The organism is Allobrachymonas denitrificans DSM 15123 (assembly GCF_900110225.1).
Lineage (GTDB): Bacteria > Pseudomonadota > Gammaproteobacteria > Burkholderiales > Burkholderiaceae_C > Brachymonas > Brachymonas denitrificans.
Window position 1 is genome coordinate 16,261 of sequence record NZ_FOCW01000008.1, and the last position, 16,299, is coordinate 32,559.

At 64.4% G+C, this 16,299-nt stretch carries 16 protein-coding genes and 1 pseudogene; 15 read left to right on the forward strand and 2 right to left on the reverse strand.

Features of this window, described 5'->3' with window-relative positions:
* Positions 1 to 236: 236 nt before the first annotated feature.
* From BMW28_RS10745 to BMW28_RS12810, 3 genes and pseudogenes are all read left to right on the forward strand, one after another.
* Positions 237 to 1,334, forward strand: a complete 1,098-nt coding sequence (locus BMW28_RS10745; RefSeq protein ID WP_091817761.1) for a DegT/DnrJ/EryC1/StrS family aminotransferase — start codon at positions 237 to 239, stop codon at positions 1,332 to 1,334.
* Positions 1,335 to 1,352: 18 nt separating this feature from the next.
* Positions 1,353 to 1,958, forward strand: a complete 606-nt coding sequence (locus BMW28_RS10750) for an acyltransferase (RefSeq protein WP_091817764.1) — start codon at positions 1,353 to 1,355, stop codon at positions 1,956 to 1,958.
* A gap of 18 nt (positions 1,959 to 1,976) precedes the next feature.
* Positions 1,977 to 2,144: pseudogene (locus tag BMW28_RS12810) on the forward strand (Vi polysaccharide biosynthesis UDP-N-acetylglucosamine C-6 dehydrogenase TviB); the annotation flags it as partial.
* An 18-nt stretch (positions 2,145 to 2,162) separates the two neighbouring features.
* Here the strand turns inward: BMW28_RS12810 and BMW28_RS10755 are convergent.
* Positions 2,163 to 3,026: a nucleotidyl transferase AbiEii/AbiGii toxin family protein gene (locus BMW28_RS10755; RefSeq protein ID WP_091817766.1), complete on the reverse strand. Its 864-nt coding sequence runs from the start codon at positions 3,024 to 3,026 to the stop codon at positions 2,163 to 2,165.
* Positions 3,023 to 3,916 carry a type IV toxin-antitoxin system AbiEi family antitoxin domain-containing protein gene (locus tag BMW28_RS10760; RefSeq protein WP_143280590.1) on the reverse strand — a complete coding sequence of 298 codons (894 nt, stop codon included), beginning with the start codon at positions 3,914 to 3,916 and terminating at the stop codon, positions 3,023 to 3,025. Before BMW28_RS10760 ends, BMW28_RS10755 begins: the two co-directional genes overlap by 4 nt.
* A 174-nt stretch (positions 3,917 to 4,090) precedes the next feature.
* On the opposite strand from BMW28_RS10760, the gene BMW28_RS10765 reads away from it, so the two are divergent.
* From BMW28_RS10765 to BMW28_RS13255, 12 genes are all read left to right on the forward strand, one after another.
* Complete coding sequence (locus BMW28_RS10765) at positions 4,091 to 5,044, forward strand: Gfo/Idh/MocA family oxidoreductase (protein WP_091817772.1); 954 nt, start codon at positions 4,091 to 4,093, stop codon at positions 5,042 to 5,044.
* A complete protein-coding gene (locus tag BMW28_RS10770; RefSeq protein WP_091817775.1) occupies positions 5,041 to 5,646 on the forward strand; it encodes an acyltransferase in 606 nt (201 codons plus the stop codon). Before BMW28_RS10765 ends, BMW28_RS10770 begins: the two co-directional genes overlap by 4 nt.
* Positions 5,647 to 5,684: 38 nt before the next feature.
* Positions 5,685 to 5,885 (forward strand): hypothetical protein, encoded by a 201-nt coding sequence (locus tag BMW28_RS10775; protein ID WP_091817778.1) that lies wholly within the window; start codon positions 5,685 to 5,687, stop codon positions 5,883 to 5,885.
* Complete coding sequence (locus BMW28_RS10780) at positions 5,882 to 6,481, forward strand: zeta toxin family protein (RefSeq protein ID WP_091817781.1); 600 nt, start codon at positions 5,882 to 5,884, stop codon at positions 6,479 to 6,481. Before BMW28_RS10775 ends, BMW28_RS10780 begins: the two co-directional genes overlap by 4 nt.
* 13 nt (positions 6,482 to 6,494) lie before the next feature.
* The gene (locus tag BMW28_RS10785; protein WP_091817783.1) at positions 6,495 to 7,589 is read left to right on the forward strand and encodes a DegT/DnrJ/EryC1/StrS family aminotransferase; all 1,095 of its coding nucleotides are present in this window, start codon (positions 6,495 to 6,497) and stop codon (positions 7,587 to 7,589) included.
* A gap of 7 nt (positions 7,590 to 7,596) precedes the next feature.
* Positions 7,597 to 8,931: a lipopolysaccharide biosynthesis protein gene (locus tag BMW28_RS10790; RefSeq protein WP_091817786.1), complete on the forward strand. Its 1,335-nt coding sequence runs from the start codon at positions 7,597 to 7,599 to the stop codon at positions 8,929 to 8,931.
* A 38-nt stretch (positions 8,932 to 8,969) separates the two neighbouring features.
* Positions 8,970 to 9,593, forward strand: coding sequence for an acyltransferase (locus tag BMW28_RS10795; protein WP_200785788.1), 624 nt, complete (start codon positions 8,970 to 8,972; stop codon positions 9,591 to 9,593).
* A 61-nt stretch (positions 9,594 to 9,654) separates the two neighbouring features.
* Positions 9,655 to 10,812 carry a glycosyltransferase gene (locus BMW28_RS10800; RefSeq protein ID WP_091817789.1) on the forward strand — a complete coding sequence of 386 codons (1,158 nt, stop codon included), beginning with the start codon at positions 9,655 to 9,657 and terminating at the stop codon, positions 10,810 to 10,812.
* Positions 10,809 to 12,062 carry a glycosyltransferase family 4 protein gene (locus BMW28_RS10805; RefSeq protein ID WP_091817791.1) on the forward strand — a complete coding sequence of 418 codons (1,254 nt, stop codon included), beginning with the start codon at positions 10,809 to 10,811 and terminating at the stop codon, positions 12,060 to 12,062. The genes BMW28_RS10800 and BMW28_RS10805 overlap by 4 nt, the downstream gene beginning before the upstream one ends.
* A 137-nt stretch (positions 12,063 to 12,199) precedes the next feature.
* On the forward strand, positions 12,200 to 13,357 hold the full coding sequence (locus BMW28_RS10810; protein WP_091817794.1) for a DegT/DnrJ/EryC1/StrS family aminotransferase: 1,158 nt from the start codon (positions 12,200 to 12,202) through the stop codon (positions 13,355 to 13,357).
* A 166-nt stretch (positions 13,358 to 13,523) separates the two neighbouring features.
* On the forward strand, positions 13,524 to 14,126 hold the full coding sequence (locus tag BMW28_RS10815; protein ID WP_091817797.1) for a sugar transferase: 603 nt from the start codon (positions 13,524 to 13,526) through the stop codon (positions 14,124 to 14,126).
* 12 nt (positions 14,127 to 14,138) lie between these two features.
* Positions 14,139 to 16,229: a polysaccharide biosynthesis protein gene (locus tag BMW28_RS13255; protein WP_327020821.1), complete on the forward strand. Its 2,091-nt coding sequence runs from the start codon at positions 14,139 to 14,141 to the stop codon at positions 16,227 to 16,229.
* Positions 16,230 to 16,299: the final 70 nt, after the last annotated feature.

The window sequence follows — 16,299 nt, forward strand, 5'->3', positions numbered from 1 at the left end:
CGCCGGGTACGCTTGTGGGTATGCCATGTTGTTGCACTTACGTGTACTTTTGATGAATTCTGCACGTTCGTTGCGCAATCCGTGCCCGGGCCTCACCATTCGGAAGGACAATCCATACCGTAGCTTGAGCGCCACATGCGACCAAGTCTGGCGAATGTGTCATTGTGCCTTCAGGACTCCTCAACATGCCCATGACGCCTCGCCTCCAACTTGACTAACACACCAACCGACTGTTTATGGACTTCATCGACCTCAAGACCCAATACGCCGCCCTGCGCGACCCGATCCAGCAGCGCATGCAACGCGTACTCGACCACGGCCAGTACATCATGGGCCCCGAAGTGGCCGAACTGGAAACCGCGCTGGCTGCACGCACCGGCACCGCCCACTGCATCACCGTTTCCAGCGGCACCGAAGCCCTGCTGATCAGCCTGATGGCGCTGGGCATCCAGCCGGGTGACGAAGTCATCACCACACCCTTCACCTTTGCCGCCACCGCCGAGGTCATCGCCCTGCTGGGCGCGGTGCCGGTCTGGGTGGATGTGGAAGAGGATACCGGCCTGATCGATGCCAACCTGATCGAGGCCGCCATCACACCGAAGACCAAGGCCATCATGCCGGTCAGCCTGTATGGCCAGGTGCCGGACATGGATGCCATCAACGCCATTGCAGCAGCGCACGGGAATCTGCCCGTGATCGAGGATGCGGCGCAGAGCTTTGGCGCCCGCTACCATGACCGCGAAAGCTGCAACCTGAGCACCTTCGGCTGCACCAGCTTTTTCCCGAGCAAGCCGCTGGGCTGCTATGGCGATGGCGGTGCCATCTTTACGCACGACGACGCGTTGGCACAGGCCTGCCGCGAGATCCGCATCCACGGCCAGAGCAAGCGCTACACCCACACCCGCATCGGCGTGGGTGGCCGCATGGACACGCTGCAGTGTGCCATCGTGCTAGCCAAGCTGGAGCGTTTTGCATGGGAAGTGCAGCAGCGCATGCAGCTGGGCCAGGCCTACAACGCCTTGTGCGATGCCGCCGGCATCCCACGCATGCAGCAGCGCGAGGGTCGCACCAGTGTGTTTGCGCAGTACACCGTGCGTGTGTCGCAGCGCGAGCAGTTGCAGGAGCAGCTCAAGGCAGCGGGCATTCCCACTGCCGTGCACTATCCGATTCCGATGAATCAGCAGCCGGCCTACCAGGGCCTGTGTGACCGCCCGACGCCCGTGGCAGATCGCCTGGCGACCGAGGTGATGAGTTTGCCGATGAGTGCCGACCTGACGCAAGCGCAGCAACAGCAGGTCATGCAAGCACTGACATCCGTTTTGTCCAACACCTGATCACATACATAGTTCAACATGAACATTTCAACCTCTGATCCTGCATACACGGCCCACCCCACCGCCATCATCGACCCCGGCGCGCAAATCGGCGCCGGCAGCCGTGTGTGGCACTGGGTCCACATCTGCGCCGGTGCCGTGATTGGCGAGCGCTGCTCCTTCGGCCAGAACGTGTTCGTGGGCAACGATGTGCGCATCGGCAACAACGTCAAGGTGCAGAACAACGTCAGCGTGTACGACGCCGTCACGCTCGAAGACGACGTCTTCTGCGGACCGAGCATGGTGTTCACCAACGTCTACAACCCGCGCTCTGCCGTGGCGCGCAAGGAAGAATACCGCCGCACGCTGGTGAAACAGGGCGCCACCATGGGCGCCAATGCCACCATCGTCTGCGGCAGCACCGTGGGGCGCTACGCCTTTGTCGGCGCCGGAGCGGTGGTGCAGAAGGACGTACCCGACTTTGCCCTGGTGGTAGGTGTGCCGGCGCGGCAGATCGGCTGGATGAGCCGCTTTGGCGAGCGGCTGGAGCTGCCGCTGCAGGGTTCAGGCGAGGCTGTGTGTCCGCATACGGGGGATCGTTATGTGCTGCAGGATGGAAAATTGCAACATCTCATAGCCAACTAAGCAAGTAGGCTGAGCCTTCCCGTGGACGTACTGGTGGTGGCCGTGGGCCACGGCAGCTACCGCGCCATGACACCTGCCGACCTGCGCCCGCTGTGCCGTGGCGAGCAGCCGATTCTGGCGGATGTGAAGAGCTTGTATGACCGGCATGCGGCGGGGGCGCAGGGGTTTGCCGTGTTTCGGCTGTAACGCTGCCCTGAACCTGCCTCAGGCAGGTTTGTCCCAGGGCAAGCTTTCGTAAAACTCACGCACCAATCCATAAGCCACATCAAACGGCGGCAAGTGATCTGCCACCAATTGCGGCAAAGCGCTGCCATACTGCGCCTGTGACAGCGCCACAATGCGCGGGTCCTGCAAGGCGAGGCGATCCGGCTCCTCCAACCTGTCCCTGCAGGCACTGCGCAACTTGCCCAGAATGGCCGCACGATCTTCAAACGTCATGGACTCGACACTGTTGAGCAACAGGTTCAGATCATAAATATCCTGGTAGCGCTCCCGCTTGCGCACCACCTGCTGCAACACCGAGCGGTACTTCTCTGCCACCAGGTCATGAAACGGGTACATGCGCAGTGCGCCTCCATCCACCGGCTGCTCCTCGATCGCCGTCACCCACTCGTTGAAGCTGTAATCCACCGACACCAGCGTAGGCACTCCCTGCGCCATCAGGCGGCGCATGGCAGCCGGCTGCTGACGTGACGCATAGCCAACCCGCAACTGCAAGGTCGGAAAGCTGATATCCGGCCGTGGAGGTGGCTTGATCACATGCGACTGCAGCCGCAAGGCCAGACCGTACTCATTGTCTGCAGACACCGGAGCCAACGCACTCTCGACGGCCTGCAACAAGCGCGGCACCTCCTGCAACTGAAAGCGTCGTGAAGTGGAAAAATCGATATCACGCGTATAACGGGTGCTGCGATATCGTATCGCCAGCAGGATCCCGCCCTTCATGATCATGGTGGGGGCCAACACCTCTGACTGCGCAATGGCTCGCAACACCAGATGCACCGCCTGCCGAAACACCTGCCGGCCTGGGTCCTGCTCTGCTTCTACCCACAATGGCAAATGGATCACACACCCTCCGGCAAAGGCAGGTTGATGGACAGCGCCCAACGCTCGGAAAACTCGGGAGCATAGTCAGCCGAGGCATCGAGCTTGCGTGAGCCACCGCGCCGGACAGTGGCTGCCCACCCGTCCAGCCGGGTATCCGACAGCCCGCACACATCCTCGAGCAGAAAACCGACACGCGCACGCTCCACCGCCGTGCCGTGCTGCTCCAGCTCATCCAGAATCAGCCGCAGGAACCCGGACGCATGCTGCTGGTAGCAAACCATGACATGCGCCATGCCGCCACACAACTCCGGCGCACGTACCATATCCAGAAATGTGCGCCCCAGCGTGGCCACCCGGACCGGTGAATCCTTGATCAAGCGGAAAGCACCCAGATGCGTGCTGCTGTAGCGGTGCACCGGCTTGCGATGGAGCCGCAGGATCTCCAGACGCCGCAACAGGGGCAGGCCAGCCGCCTGGAATGCCTCCCAATCCGCCCCCAATGACTTGCGCATGCGATCCTGCGCCAGTGCTGCCCATGCCTGGCGAGCCGGCGATGACACGTAAAGCACCTCGGGGAAGCGATCTGTCAGGCCATGAAACTCCATGGCGCTCAGATGCGACAGGAAACAAAACGGATCCAGCGTGCACACCAGGGCGTTGCGATCATCGGTTATACGCCCGATCAGGGCTGCCACCGACCGGGGCGAAAAACCGGCGACCGGCTGCAGGGTGCCGACCTCTTGCAGCATGCGCACCACACGGGCAAAAGCCGCCTTGTTCAAGGCCTGGCCGCCCTGTTCTTGGCGCTGGCATAGCTGCCACGCCAGGCGAGCAATGTCATGCATCAAAATGACAGGGGCCTTGAGTTTGCTCAACTCCAGCGCAAGCGCGTGCGCGACAGTCATGGACATGGTGCTGCAATACTCCTCATAGCTGACTATAATTAATGTCCTAAGGACATTAATTATAGTCAGCTATCCATGAAAAGCCAATCCATGCTTCCCGGTAGCACCCGCAGCATGCCCGGGCACCCAGAAAGCGCACAATAGCGTATCTGCACATTCTGCCTCACCTCACAGCGCATCATGACCAAGAACTTCGCCCTCATCGGCGCCGCCGGCTACATCGCCCCGCGCCACATGCACGCCATCAGGAACCTGGGCCACCACCTGGCCGTGGCCTACGACACCAACGACTCGGTTGGCATCATCGACAGCATCTCGCCGCAAAGCGCGTTCTTTACCGATTTCGAGCGCTTCTACGACTACGCCCATCGCCTCAAGCGTGATCCGGCCACGGCGCTGGATTACGTCAGCATCTGCTCGCCCAACTACCTGCACCATCCGCACATTACCGCCGGCCTGCGCCTGGGCGCCGACGTGATCTGCGAAAAGCCGCTGGTGCCCACGCCCGAACTGCTGGACGACCTGGCGCTGGTGGAACGTGAAACCGGCAAGCGCGTGTACAACATCCTGCAGCTGCGCCATCACGATGCCATCCTGGCACTGCGCCAGAAAGTGGCTGCGGCCCCGGCCGACACCAAGTTCGACGTGGAGCTGACCTACATCACCAGCCGCGGCAAGTGGTACCTGGAAAGCTGGAAAGGCGACCCGCGCAAGTCCTTTGGCGTGGCCACCAACATCGGCGTGCACTTTTACGACATGCTGCACTTCGTGTTTGGCCAGCTGCAGGACAACGTGGTGCACTACAGCGGCGAAACCAAGGCCGCCGGCTACCTGGAATATGAACGCGCCCGCGTGCGCTGGTTCCTGTCGGTGGATGCCCATGACCTGCCCGATGAGGTCAAGGGCAAAAAGACCACCTTCCGCAGCATCGACATCGGTGGCGAGCAGCTGGAATTCTCCGAAGGCTTTACCGAACTGCACAAGGTCAGCTACGAGGAAATCCTGGCCGGTCGCGGCTACGGGCTGGAGGATGCGCGTCATTGCATCGAGACGGTGAATGTGATCCGTACCGCGCCAGTAGTGGCTGCCAGGGATGGCAAGGGGCATCCGATGCTGGGGCGGTTGCTGGCATGAGCGTCACCATCCATCCCACCGCCATCATCGACCCCGGCGCGCAAATCGGCGCCGGCAGCCGTGTGTGGCACTGGGTCCACATCTGCAGCGATGCCGTGATTGGCGAACGCTGCTCCTTTGGCCAGAACGTGTTCGTGGGCAACGATGTGCGCATCGGCAACAACGTCAAGGTGCAGAACAACGTCAGCGTGTACGACGCCGTCACACTCGAAGACGATGTCTTCTGCGGCCCGAGCATGGTGTTCACCAACGTCTACAACCCGCGCTCCGCCGTGACGCGCAAGGAAGAATACCGCCGCACGCTAGTGAAACAGGGCGCCACCATTGGTGCCAACGCCACCATCGTTTGTGGCAGTACCGTGGGGCGCTACGCCTTTGTCGGTGCCGGAGCGGTGGTGCAGAAGGACGTACCCGACTTTGCCCTGGTGGTGGGCGTACCGGCGCGGCAGATCGGCTGGATGAGCCGCTTTGGCGAGCGGCTGGAGTTGCCACTGCAGGGAAGCGGTGAAGCGGTTTGTCCGCATACGGGGGAGCGGTACGTGCTGCAGGATGGAGTAGTGTCTGTAGCAGAATGTCCGCCTGGTGGCCCTCTGGGCTCGTAAGGCCTACAATCATTGCGCAATTGCAGACTTTACGAAACATGAAATCCCAGCGCACTTCCCCCCAACATCTGGCTTTGCAGGCTGTTGCACGTGCCCTGCAAACGGCACAGCGGTCGGAAGCCTACTTCGCCGAGTACCGCAAACATCACTCGGTGGTAGAGCCCGACGCCGAAGGGCGGATTGTGCGCCGCTTCCCTGACGGCCAGAAAGTTATCCTGCGCAATATGTGTGCACAATGAGTGCGCCTCCCGTCGCCGTGTTCTACGCTGGCGCCAATGGTGCGGGAAAGTCGACCATGCGCGAGCAGCAGCAGGACACCTATCCCGGCATGTTGCATCTGGATCCGGATGCAATCGCCCGCGAGATCCGGCCGCAAGATCCCCGCTCCGTTGATGTCCTGGCCGCTAAAGAGACGATACGACGCTTCAGGGCTGCCCTTGTCCAATGCAAGAATTTCTCTCTGGAAACCACTCTGTCAGGCGTCACCATCCTGCACAGAATCAGGGAGACTCGCGAGGCAGGCTACTGGATAGAACTCCACTATGTCGGACTCCCTGATCCTGAATGCAATGTGGAACGCGTCAGGGAGCGCGCAGAGCGCGGCTTGCACTCCATTGATCCCGACGTAGTGCGCAGACGCTACAAGGACAGCCTGGAAAATCTGCCAAAGGCACTCCCCCTGGTTGATATCGCATTCCTTTATGACAACTGGGCAAGGCCGCTACACCCCTATGTCGTGTATGCGGGGGGAGCATTTTCAACTCTTGATGCACCACTACCCAAGTGGATCCAGACATCCATGGAAATGGATGCGAGCCGATCAGCTTCCGCCTGAACCAGACACGATCATGGACTTCATCGACCTCAAGACGCAATACGCCGCGCTGAAAGACCGCATTGCCGAGCGCATGCAGCACGTGCTGGATCACGGCCAGTACATCATGGGCCCGGAAGTGGCAGAACTGGAAGCCGCGCTGGCAGACCGCACGGGCGCCAGGCACTGCATCACCGTATCCAGCGGCACTGAGGCGCTGTTGATCAGTCTGATGGCGCTGAACCTGCAGCCGGGCGACGAAGTGATCACCTCGCCCTTCACCTTCGCCGCAACCGCCGAAGTGATCGTGCTGCTGGGTGGCAAGCCGGTGTGGGTGGATGTGGAAGCAGACACCGGCCTGATCGACGCCACGCAGATCGAGGCAGCCATCACGCCGCGCACGCGCGCCATCATGCCGGTGAGCCTGTATGGCCAGACGCCCGATATGGACGCCATCAACGCGATTGCGGCACGCCACGGCAATCTGCCGGTGATCGAGGATGCGGCGCAGAGCTTTGGGGCCACCTATCGAGACCGACAGAGCTGCAATCTGAGCACCTTCGGCTGTACCAGTTTCTTCCCGAGCAAGCCGCTGGGCTGCTATGGGGATGGCGGTGCCATTTTCACCAGCGACGACGCACTGGCGCAGGCCTGCCGCGAGATCCGCCTCCATGGCCAGAGCAAGCGCTACACGCACACGCGCGTCGGCGTGGGCGGACGCATGGACACGCTGCAATGCGCCATCGTGCTGGCCAAGCTGGAGCGCTTTGACTGGGAAGTGCAGGAGCGCCTGGTGCGCGGGCAGCTCTACAACGCCGCCTGTGATGCAGCGGGCATTGCGCGCATCCACCAGCGCGCCGAACGCACCAGCGTGTTCGGGCAGTACACCGTGCGCGTAGCGCAGCGCGAGCAGGTGCAGGAGCGCCTGAAAGCCGCAGGCATTCCCACGGCCGTGCATTACCCGGTGCCGATGCACCGTCAGCCCGCCTATGCCGGCCTGTGTGATCGTCCCACGCCGGTGGCGGATCGCCTCGCCGGCGAGGTGATGAGCCTGCCCATGAGTGCCGACCTGACGCTCGCGCAGCAGGATGCCGTGATGCAGGCGCTGCGCGATGCGGTTGCCGCGTGATGGGGCGATGACACCCCCAGCCCCGCGCACTTCCGGCCTGCTCCGCGCCACGCTCACGCTGCTGATGGGCGGCGCGCTGGCCCAGTTGATTCCACTGCTGCTGGGGCCGGTGATCACACGCCTGTTCACGCCCGAAGCCTTTGGCGCGCTGACTGCCTTCACCACGGTGTCGGCCACAGTGGCGGTGATTGCCTGCGCGCGCTACGAGTTTGCCCTGCCGATGGCACGGCAGGAGGCAGAGGCCCGCACGCTGCTGCTGCTGTGTTTGCGCATTCTGGCCCTGGTCACCCTGGCCAGCATGCCCATTGCCTGGGCGCTGGCGCGCTGGCAGCATCTGCCGGTGCCCGGCCTGTTGCCGCTGGCCGTCGCTGCGGCCGGGCTGTTGCAGCTGCTGATCATGTGGAACAACCGGGCCGAAACCTTTCGCGCGCTGGCGATCAGTCGCGTGCTGCAGTATGGCGGTGGCGCCGTGCTGCAGGTGGCACTGGGTGCCTGGCTGTGGCAACAGTCGCAGCAGCCCGCCGGCGTGGATCAGGCCTGGGCGCTGATTGTGGCACCGATCGCCGCAGTGCTGCTCGCTACGCTGCCGCTGTTGCGCCCGGCTCCTGCCGGTGGCTGGCTGGCAACGCTGCTCCCGGCAACGCCCGATGAACGCCAGGCCATGCGCGCGACGGCTGGCAAGTATCGGGATTTTCCGCTGCTCAACACACCGCATGCGTTTCTCGGCACGCTGCAGGATGCCATTGCGGTGGCCTTGCTGATTGCCCTGACGGGACAGGCTGCCGCGGGCTTCTGGGGGCTGGCCTTGCGCTATCTGAAGGCACCGGCCACGCTGGTGGGTGGGGCTGTTTCGCAGGCGCTGTATCCGCGGCTGACGGGCGCCGCTCCGCATGCAGCACAACGGGCCGTGCGCCAGATCATGCTGCTGCTGGGCGGCGTGGCGGTGGTGCTGATGCTGGTGCTGATGGTGGCCGGGCCATGGCTGTTCCACTGGATATTTGGCGAGCAGTGGCGCGATGCCGGTGAGCTGGCGCGTGCCCTCGCGCCCTACATTGCCGCGCACTTTGTGGCCGCGCCGCTGGCGGTGGTGACCATGGCCTGGAAGGCGCAACGCTGGGCCTTTCGCTGGGCTTTAGTCGGGCAGTTGGCCTTTGTGGTCGCCCTGGGCCTGGGCCTGCATTTCGGCGGACTGACCGCTGGCGCTTGGGCGGTTTCTGCAGCCATGGTGGTGTACTTCGGCATCTATTTCTGGCGACTGGCATTCTGGCCGGAGATTCCGCAGCCGGAGCCCCAGGACCCGGCGGAACCGGGGGTGAAGGAACTGGTGGAAGAAATGCCGTGAGGCCGCTTCTTGCCCCTATCGCCGACAATACAGACTCCATGTCCAGCATCAGCCTTTCCCTTCGCCTGCGCGCTGCCGTCAACCGGCTGCGCCGCCGCCTGTGGCGCGCGCTGTTCTTCCGCACGCTGTTCGGCGAAGTGCAGCAAGGCCGCGCACTGCCGCTCACGCGCATCTCCCCCAGCGCCTGCATCGAACATGAAGACCGCCTGGTGCTGGAAGATGATGTTTTCATCGGCCACCTCAACTTCATCGAAGCCAGCAGCGGCATCCGCATCGGACGTGGCACGCAGGTGACCAATTTCATCAGCATCGTCAGCCACAGCACGCATCGCAGCGTGCGCGTGGCAGCCCGGCTGTCGGGGGTGCCAGAGGCTGCCGCTGACGGCAGCCTTCCCAGCGACATCCGCGCACCCATCGACATCGGCGCGCACTGCTTCATCGGCCCGCATAGCGTGATCGAAGCCGGCACCAGGCTTGGCAAAGGCTGCCTGGTCGCCGCAGGGAGCCGTGTGCGGGGCGAATTTGGCGATTTTGCCGTGCTGGCGGGCAATCCAGCCCAGCTTGTTGGCGACACGCGCACGCAGGATGCGCGCTGGCTGGCGGAGCATCCGGAATATCGTGCCGCCTACGCAAGCTGGGCAGGCCAGTTGCCCACGGCTTGAGCAAGAACATGCCGTGGCAGCGCAAGCTCACCAGTCACCGACAAGGTACACTCCCCTCGCCATGACTGAAGGCTCCCTCCATTCGACGCCCCCCTTGCCCACCGGAGAGTCCTCCTCCGCAGAGGGGAAGCAGCCGCTGCGCTATGCCCTCGTGGGCGACGGCGACAGCCCGCATCTGCTGAAGTGGGCGCGCGCGCTGGCGCCGCTGTTGGAATTGTGGGTCTGCTCCAGCCGGGGCTTTGCGCCCGAGCTGGAAGCGCTCGTGCCAGCCGGCCGCCGCCTCGCCCTGAACACCGATCCCGCCCACGGCGGCGGCAATGCCGCGCTGCTGCGCAAGCTGCCGGCGCTGGCTCGCTGGCTCAGCCGTGTCGATGCCGACTGGATCAACCCGCACTACCTGACCTCGCACGGCACGCTGGTGCTGCTGGCGCAGCGTCTGTGGCATCTTCGCGGACGCGTGCTGGCGTCCGCCTGGGGCAGCGACATCCTGGTCACGCCGCAACGCAGCCCCCTCTACCGCCGCCTGACGCAAGCCGTCCTGCGCCATGCCACGCTCTGCACCAGCGATTCGCAGCACATGACTGGCGTCATGCGGCAACTGGGCGCTGGCGAGGTGCTGACTTTTCCGTTCGGGCTGGATGCCCTGCCCCCTGCACCGGCGCAGGCCAAGACGCCGTGGCTGTTCTACGCCAACCGGGGGCTGGAGCCGATCTACCGCCCGTTCCGCGTGCTGGAGCTGTTCCGCAGCATCGCCTCCTGGCAGCCCGACGCCGAACTGGTGATCGCCAACGATGGCAGCCAGCGGCAGGCGATGGAGCAATGGGTCGCCCGCGAGAACCTGCAGCAGCGCATCCGCTTCGTGGGCCGCCTGTCTGCGGCGCAGCAGGCAGAGCAGTACGACCGCGCCCAGTGGTATCTGAGCCAGCCCGAAAGCGATTCCGTGGCCGTTTCGGTGCTTGAGGCCATGGCCCATGGCTGCATCCCGCTGCTGAGCCAATTGCCAGCCAACGCCGAGCTGGTGGACGACGGCCGCAATGGCTGGATCGTGCCCGAACCCGCCGGCAGCGCCGAGCTGGGCGCCCTCAGTGCACAGGTGTTGCCGCAGTTGCTGGCGCGTGCTTCCGACATCGCCCGCGACAACCGCCAGTGGGTGCACGACCACGGCCTGTTTCCTCCCGCAGTGGCGCGCCTGGTGCAGACCCTGCGACAAGTTTCATGAACATTCTCTATCTCAACCACTACGCCGGCAGCCCGCTGCACGGCATGGAATACCGTCCCTACTATCTGGCGCGCGAATGGGTGCAGGCCGGGCACCGCGTGCGCATGGTGGCGGCCGATCACAGCCATGTGCGGGCGAAGCAGCCGGAGCGACCCGGCACTGACCCCTGGCACGAAACTATCGACGGCATCGCCTACCACTGGTACCCCACGCCCCCCTACGCCGGAAATGGTCTGGGCCGGGTCAGGAACATCTGGGCCTTTCTGCGCCAGGTCTGGAGCGATGCGCCGCGCATTGCGAGCCAATTCCAGCCCGATGTGGTGATCGCCAGCAGCACCTACCCGATGGACATCTGGGTGGCCGAGCGCATCGCCAAGCTCACACGCAAGACCGGCAAGCCCTGCAAGCTGGTCTTCGAGGTGCATGACCTGTGGCCGCTGTCGCCGATCGAACTGGGCGGCATGTCGCCGCGCCATCCTTTCATCATGCTGTGCCAGGCGGCGGAGAACCATGCCTACAAACATGCCGATGTGGTCATCAGCATGCTCCCCAAGGTGGCAGACCATATGCAAAGTCACGGTCTGGACCTGCGCAAGCTGCATATCGTGCCCAACGGCATCACCCTGGAGGAATGGCAAGGCACTGCCCCGCCCTTGCGCAGCGACATTGCCAGCCACATTGCGACGCAAAAAGCCGCTGGCCGCACGGTAGTGGGCTATGCCGGCTCGCACGGCACACCCAACGCGCTGGACGTGATGTTGCAGGCGGCCGAACTGCTGCGCAACGAACCGTTCAGCTTCGTGCTGGTGGGCGATGGCCACGAGAAGGCCGCGCTGCAGCGCCAGGCGCAGGCATTGGGGCTGGAGCAGGTGGCGTTCTTCGACCCCATCCCCAAGGCGCAGATTCCCTCCTTCCTGGCCGAGGTGGACATTGCCTACATCGGCTGGCAGCGCGTACCGATCTACCGCTTCGGCATCGCGCCGAACAAGCTGATGGATTACATGATGGCGCGCTGCGTGGTGCTGCACTCGGTCGAGGCCGGTAATGACCCGGTGGCCGAAGCCGGCTGCGGCCTGACGGTGCCGCCGGCCGATCCCCCCGCCATCGCGGCCGGCCTGCGCCAGCTGGTCACGCTGGATGCCGCCACGCGCCAGCGCATGGGAGAGGCGGGACGGCAGTTCGTGCTGGCCAATCACACCTACCCGGTGCTGGCGCGGCGTTTTCTGGAAAGCTGCACCCCTGCTGCGTGACGGTTGACAGTTGCACGCTTGCGTCTGCGCATGCAGCAGCACCATCGCGCCGCCTGTTGCTTCTGCTCCACCATGCCACGCCAGCGCCCCAAGCCTGCAAGCCCTGATCGCTCCCACCTGCGACAATAACGCCTGTCATGAACACATCTGCCTTCATCCCCTTCGCCCGTCCCGACATCGGCGAAGAAGAAATCGCCGCCGTAGCCCACGCCATGCGTTCCGGCTGGGTCACGACCGGACCGGAAACACGCGCCTTTGAACAGGAGTTCGGCGATTTTCTGGGTGGCGGCGTGCAGTGCATTGCTGTCAACTCGGCCACGGCCGGCCTGCATCTGGCGCTGGAAGCCATGGGCATCGGCCCCGGCGACGAGGTGATTGCGCCGACCCTGACCTTTACCGCCACCACCGAGGTGATCCGCTATCTGGGCGCCGATCCGGTGCTGGTGGACTGCGATCCGTTCACGCTCAATATCGACCCCTGCAAGATCGAAGCCGCCATCACGCCGCGTACCAAGGCCATCATGCCGGTGCATTACGGCGGCCTGGCCTGCGACATGGACCGGATTTTTGCGATCGCGCAAAAATACCAGTTGCGCGTGCTGGAAGACGCCGCCCATGCCCTGCCCACCACCTGGAAGGGCACGCTGGTGGGCCAGCTGCCGAGCGATGCAGCGGTCTTCAGCTTCTACGCCAACAAGACCATGACCACCGGCGAAGGCGGCATGGTGGTGACCAAGGACGAGGCGCTGGCCGCACGCATGAAGGTGATGCGCCTGCACGGCATCAACCGCGATGCCTTCGACCGCTTCACCAGCAAGACGCCGGCCTGGTACTACGAGATTGTGGCGCCTGGCTTCAAGTACAACATGACCGACATGGCCGGCGCGCTGGGGCGCGTGCAGCTCAAGCGCCTTCCTGCCTTCCTGAAGCGCCGCCAACAACTGGCGCAGCGCTATCTGGAAGCGCTGAAGGAACTGCCGCTGATCCTGCCCGCCGATGCGCCGGCAGGCGACGTGCACTCCTGGCACCTGTTCGTGCTGCGTCTGGCAGAAGGCGCCAAGGTGACGCGCGACGAGGTGATCCAGCAGCTCAGCGACGCCGGCATCGGCACCAGCGTGCACTATGTGCCGCTGCACCGCCAGCCCTACTGGCGCGACCGCTACCAGCTCACGCCCGAGATGTTCCCCGAGGCGGACAAGGCCTACCAGAGCATGTTCAGCATTCCGCTGTTCACGGCGATGAGCGATGCGGAGCAGGAACGGATCATTGCCGCCCTGCATGCCATCCTGGGTTGAGCGATGACGCACTGCACCATGGTCTCAGCGCTGGCCCGTTCCACTCACGCCACGCCCACGTCCGGCTTGTTGCCCGGCAGAATCTCCTGCCAGGATTTCGGTGTGCACAAGAATGGTGAGGCGGCCCAAACGTGTCCCGTCACCTTTGTCCGCAAGCCCTGACACCATGCTCTCCCTGGCACTCAAGCGCCTGTTCGACATCGCTGCATCCTGCATCGGCCTGCTGCTGCTCGCGCCAGTGCTGCTGGGCATCGCCGTCTGGATCAAGCGCGACTCCCCCGGCCCGGTATTCTTCCGCCAGCAACGCATCGGCCGCCATGGCGAGCCTTTCCGCATCTACAAGTTCCGCAGCATGCGGCAGGACAACGCCGGCCTGCAGATCACCGTGGGCGCGGACGACCGCATCACCCGCAGCGGGCATTTCATCCGCGCCTACAAGCTGGACGAGCTGCCCCAGCTCATCAACGTGCTGCTCGGCGACATGAGCATCGTCGGCCCGCGCCCCGAGGTGCCGCGCTACGTGGCGCTGTATCCGGCCGATGTGCGCGCCGAGGTGCTGAGCGTGCGCCCCGGCATCACCGACCTGGCCTCCGTACAATACCGCAGCGAAAGCACGCTGCTGGCACAAAGCAGCAACCCCGAGCAGACCTATGTCGACACCATCCTGCCGGCCAAGCTGGCGCTGTGCCGCCAGTACGTGCGCGAACGCTCCTTCTGGCTGGACCTGCGCATCATCGGCATGACGCTCGGCATCCTGCTCAAGCCCTGAGTTTTTTCTTCCATGCAATCCCGCATCTTCAACCGCTACACCCTGCCGCGCCAGTTCCTGGCCATGGGGGTGGACGTTCTCTGCGCCTGGCTGGCGCTGTTCCTGGCCATCAGCCTGCGCGAAGACCGCTGGATCCTGCCGCACGCCGACCAGACCGTCACGTATCTGCTGGCCCCCATGCTGGCGATTCCGATCATGGTCAAGTTCGGGCTGTATCGCGCCATCTTCCGCTACACGGGCTTCTCGGCCATGGTCACCACCATGCAGGCGATTGCCGTGTATGGCGTGATCTTCTGCTGCTACGTGGTGTTCGTCGGCAACCCGACACACGTGCCGCGCAGCGTGGGCGCACTGCAGCCCATCCTGTTCCTGCTGCTGATCGGCGGCAACCGGGCCTTCATCCGCGGGCTGTTCATGTACACCGGCAGCCAGGACATGCGCCAGCGCGGCCGGTTGCTGATCTATGGCGCAGGCCAGACCGGCATCCAGACTGCCGCCGCCATCCATAGCACGCGCAACTACACGCTGATCGGCTTCGTGGACAACGACCCGGCCAAGATCGGCCGCAGCATCAACGGCGTGGAGGTGTGGGCGCCGCAGCACCTGCCGCAGGTGGTGCGTGACAGTGACGTGAGCGACGTGCTGCTGGCCATCCCGCGCCTGACGCGGCCGGAGCGCAATGCCATCATCCAGAGCCTGCAGGGGCTGGCCGTGCACGTGCGCAGCGTGCCCAGCATGGACGAACTCGCCAGCGGCCAGGCCGCCGTGCAGCAGTTTCAGGAACTGGACGTGGAAGACCTGCTGGGACGCGACCCGGTGCCGCCGCGCGCCGAACTGATTGCGCGCGACATCCAGCAGCGTGTGGTGCTGGTGACGGGCGCGGGAGGCAGCATCGGCAGCGAGCTGTGCCGCCAGATCGTGCGCCAGGGCCCGACCACGCTGTTGCTGGTCGAACACAGCGAATTTGCCCTCTACCGCATCTACCACGAACTGCAGGCACTGGTGGCCACCCTGCCCGGCAACCCTGCGCTGGTGCCGCTGCTGGGCGATGTGCGCGATCTGCACCGCATGCGCCAGATCATCGGCACCTGGCATCCGGCCACGGTGTACCACGCGGCTGCCTACAAGCATGTGCCCATGGTCGAGCACAACCCGGTGCAGGGCCTGGCCAACAACGTGTTCGGCACGCTGACGGTGGCGCGCGCGGCGCTGGAGGCGGGTGTGCCGGAGTTCGTGCTGATTTCCACCGACAAGGCGGTGCGCCCTACCAACGTGATGGGGGCCAGCAAGCGGCTGGCCGAGCTGTGCCTGCAGGCGCTGGCGGATAGCACCGAAGTGGCGTTTGCGGGGCTGGATGCGGCCGGTGTCTGGGGCACTGAGACTGCTCACCCCACAGCATCGCTGCGCCACCCTGCGCTGGATGCAGCTGGATACGGGACGGGCGCAACGCCTACGCTCCCGCAAGCCAGCGCACCCTCTGCTGCTGGCGTTGCCGCTGGCACGTTTTCCCCCCGGAAGACCTGCTTCACCATGGTCCGCTTCGGCAACGTGCTTGGCTCTTCCGGCTCGGTGGTGCCGCTGTTCCGCCAGCAGATCGCCAACGGTGGCCCGATCACGCTGACGCATGCCGATGTCACGCGCTATTTCATGACCATTCCGGAAGCTGCGCAACTGGTGCTGCAGGCCGGTGCCATGGGCACCGGTGGCGATGTGTTCGTGCTGGACATGGGCGAGCCGGTGCAGATTGCCCAGCTGGCACGCCAGATGGTCGCCCTCTCCGGCCTGACCGTGCGCGATGCCCAGAACCCCGGCGGCGACATCGCCATCCGGGTGACCGGCCTGCGTCCGGGCGAAAAGCTCTACGAGGAATTGCTGATCGGCGACAACCCGCAGCCGACCGAGCACCCACGCATCATGAAGGCCCACGAGCAGCTGCTGCCGTGGCCGCAGCTGCAGGAGCGCCTGGTGGAGCTGCAGGGCCTGATGCAGGCCAACAATGTGGACGGCATCACGCGCGTGCTGCTGCAGCTGGTGAGCGGCTTCCGCGCCGGGCCGGTGGTCGATCACATCCTGTTGCAACAAAAAAGCACGATCGTTCAATGATCGCTACAATGGGCGCGTGCCACTTGCCTGCATCATGCAGGATGGGTGGCTGTTGAACAAATCTTCAGGA

What these genes read in the sequence shown, in the direction of transcription:
- BMW28_RS10805 (WP_091817791.1), top strand. Translation starts at nt 10,809, where the DNA reads ATGAACATTCTCTATCTCAACCACTACGCCGGCAGCCCGCTGCACGGC.
- BMW28_RS10760 (WP_143280590.1), bottom strand. Translation starts at nt 3,916, where the DNA reads ATGTCCATGACTGTCGCGCACGCGCTTGCGCTGGAGTTGAGCAAACTC.
- BMW28_RS10815 (WP_091817797.1), top strand. Translation starts at nt 13,524, where the DNA reads ATGCTCTCCCTGGCACTCAAGCGCCTGTTCGACATCGCTGCATCCTGC.
- BMW28_RS10775 (WP_091817778.1), top strand. Translation starts at nt 5,685, where the DNA reads ATGAAATCCCAGCGCACTTCCCCCCAACATCTGGCTTTGCAGGCTGTT.
- BMW28_RS10810 (WP_091817794.1), top strand. Translation starts at nt 12,200, where the DNA reads ATGAACACATCTGCCTTCATCCCCTTCGCCCGTCCCGACATCGGCGAA.
- BMW28_RS10800 (WP_091817789.1), top strand. Translation starts at nt 9,655, where the DNA reads ATGACTGAAGGCTCCCTCCATTCGACGCCCCCCTTGCCCACCGGAGAG.
- BMW28_RS10780 (WP_091817781.1), top strand. Translation starts at nt 5,882, where the DNA reads ATGAGTGCGCCTCCCGTCGCCGTGTTCTACGCTGGCGCCAATGGTGCG.
- BMW28_RS10770 (WP_091817775.1), top strand. Translation starts at nt 5,041, where the DNA reads ATGAGCGTCACCATCCATCCCACCGCCATCATCGACCCCGGCGCGCAA.
- BMW28_RS10765 (WP_091817772.1), top strand. Translation starts at nt 4,091, where the DNA reads ATGACCAAGAACTTCGCCCTCATCGGCGCCGCCGGCTACATCGCCCCG.
- BMW28_RS10745 (WP_091817761.1), top strand. Translation starts at nt 237, where the DNA reads ATGGACTTCATCGACCTCAAGACCCAATACGCCGCCCTGCGCGACCCG.
- BMW28_RS10790 (WP_091817786.1), top strand. Translation starts at nt 7,597, where the DNA reads ATGACACCCCCAGCCCCGCGCACTTCCGGCCTGCTCCGCGCCACGCTC.
- BMW28_RS10795 (WP_200785788.1), top strand. Translation starts at nt 8,970, where the DNA reads ATGTCCAGCATCAGCCTTTCCCTTCGCCTGCGCGCTGCCGTCAACCGG.
- BMW28_RS13255 (WP_327020821.1), top strand. Translation starts at nt 14,139, where the DNA reads ATGCAATCCCGCATCTTCAACCGCTACACCCTGCCGCGCCAGTTCCTG.
- BMW28_RS10785 (WP_091817783.1), top strand. Translation starts at nt 6,495, where the DNA reads ATGGACTTCATCGACCTCAAGACGCAATACGCCGCGCTGAAAGACCGC.
- BMW28_RS10750 (WP_091817764.1), top strand. Translation starts at nt 1,353, where the DNA reads ATGAACATTTCAACCTCTGATCCTGCATACACGGCCCACCCCACCGCC.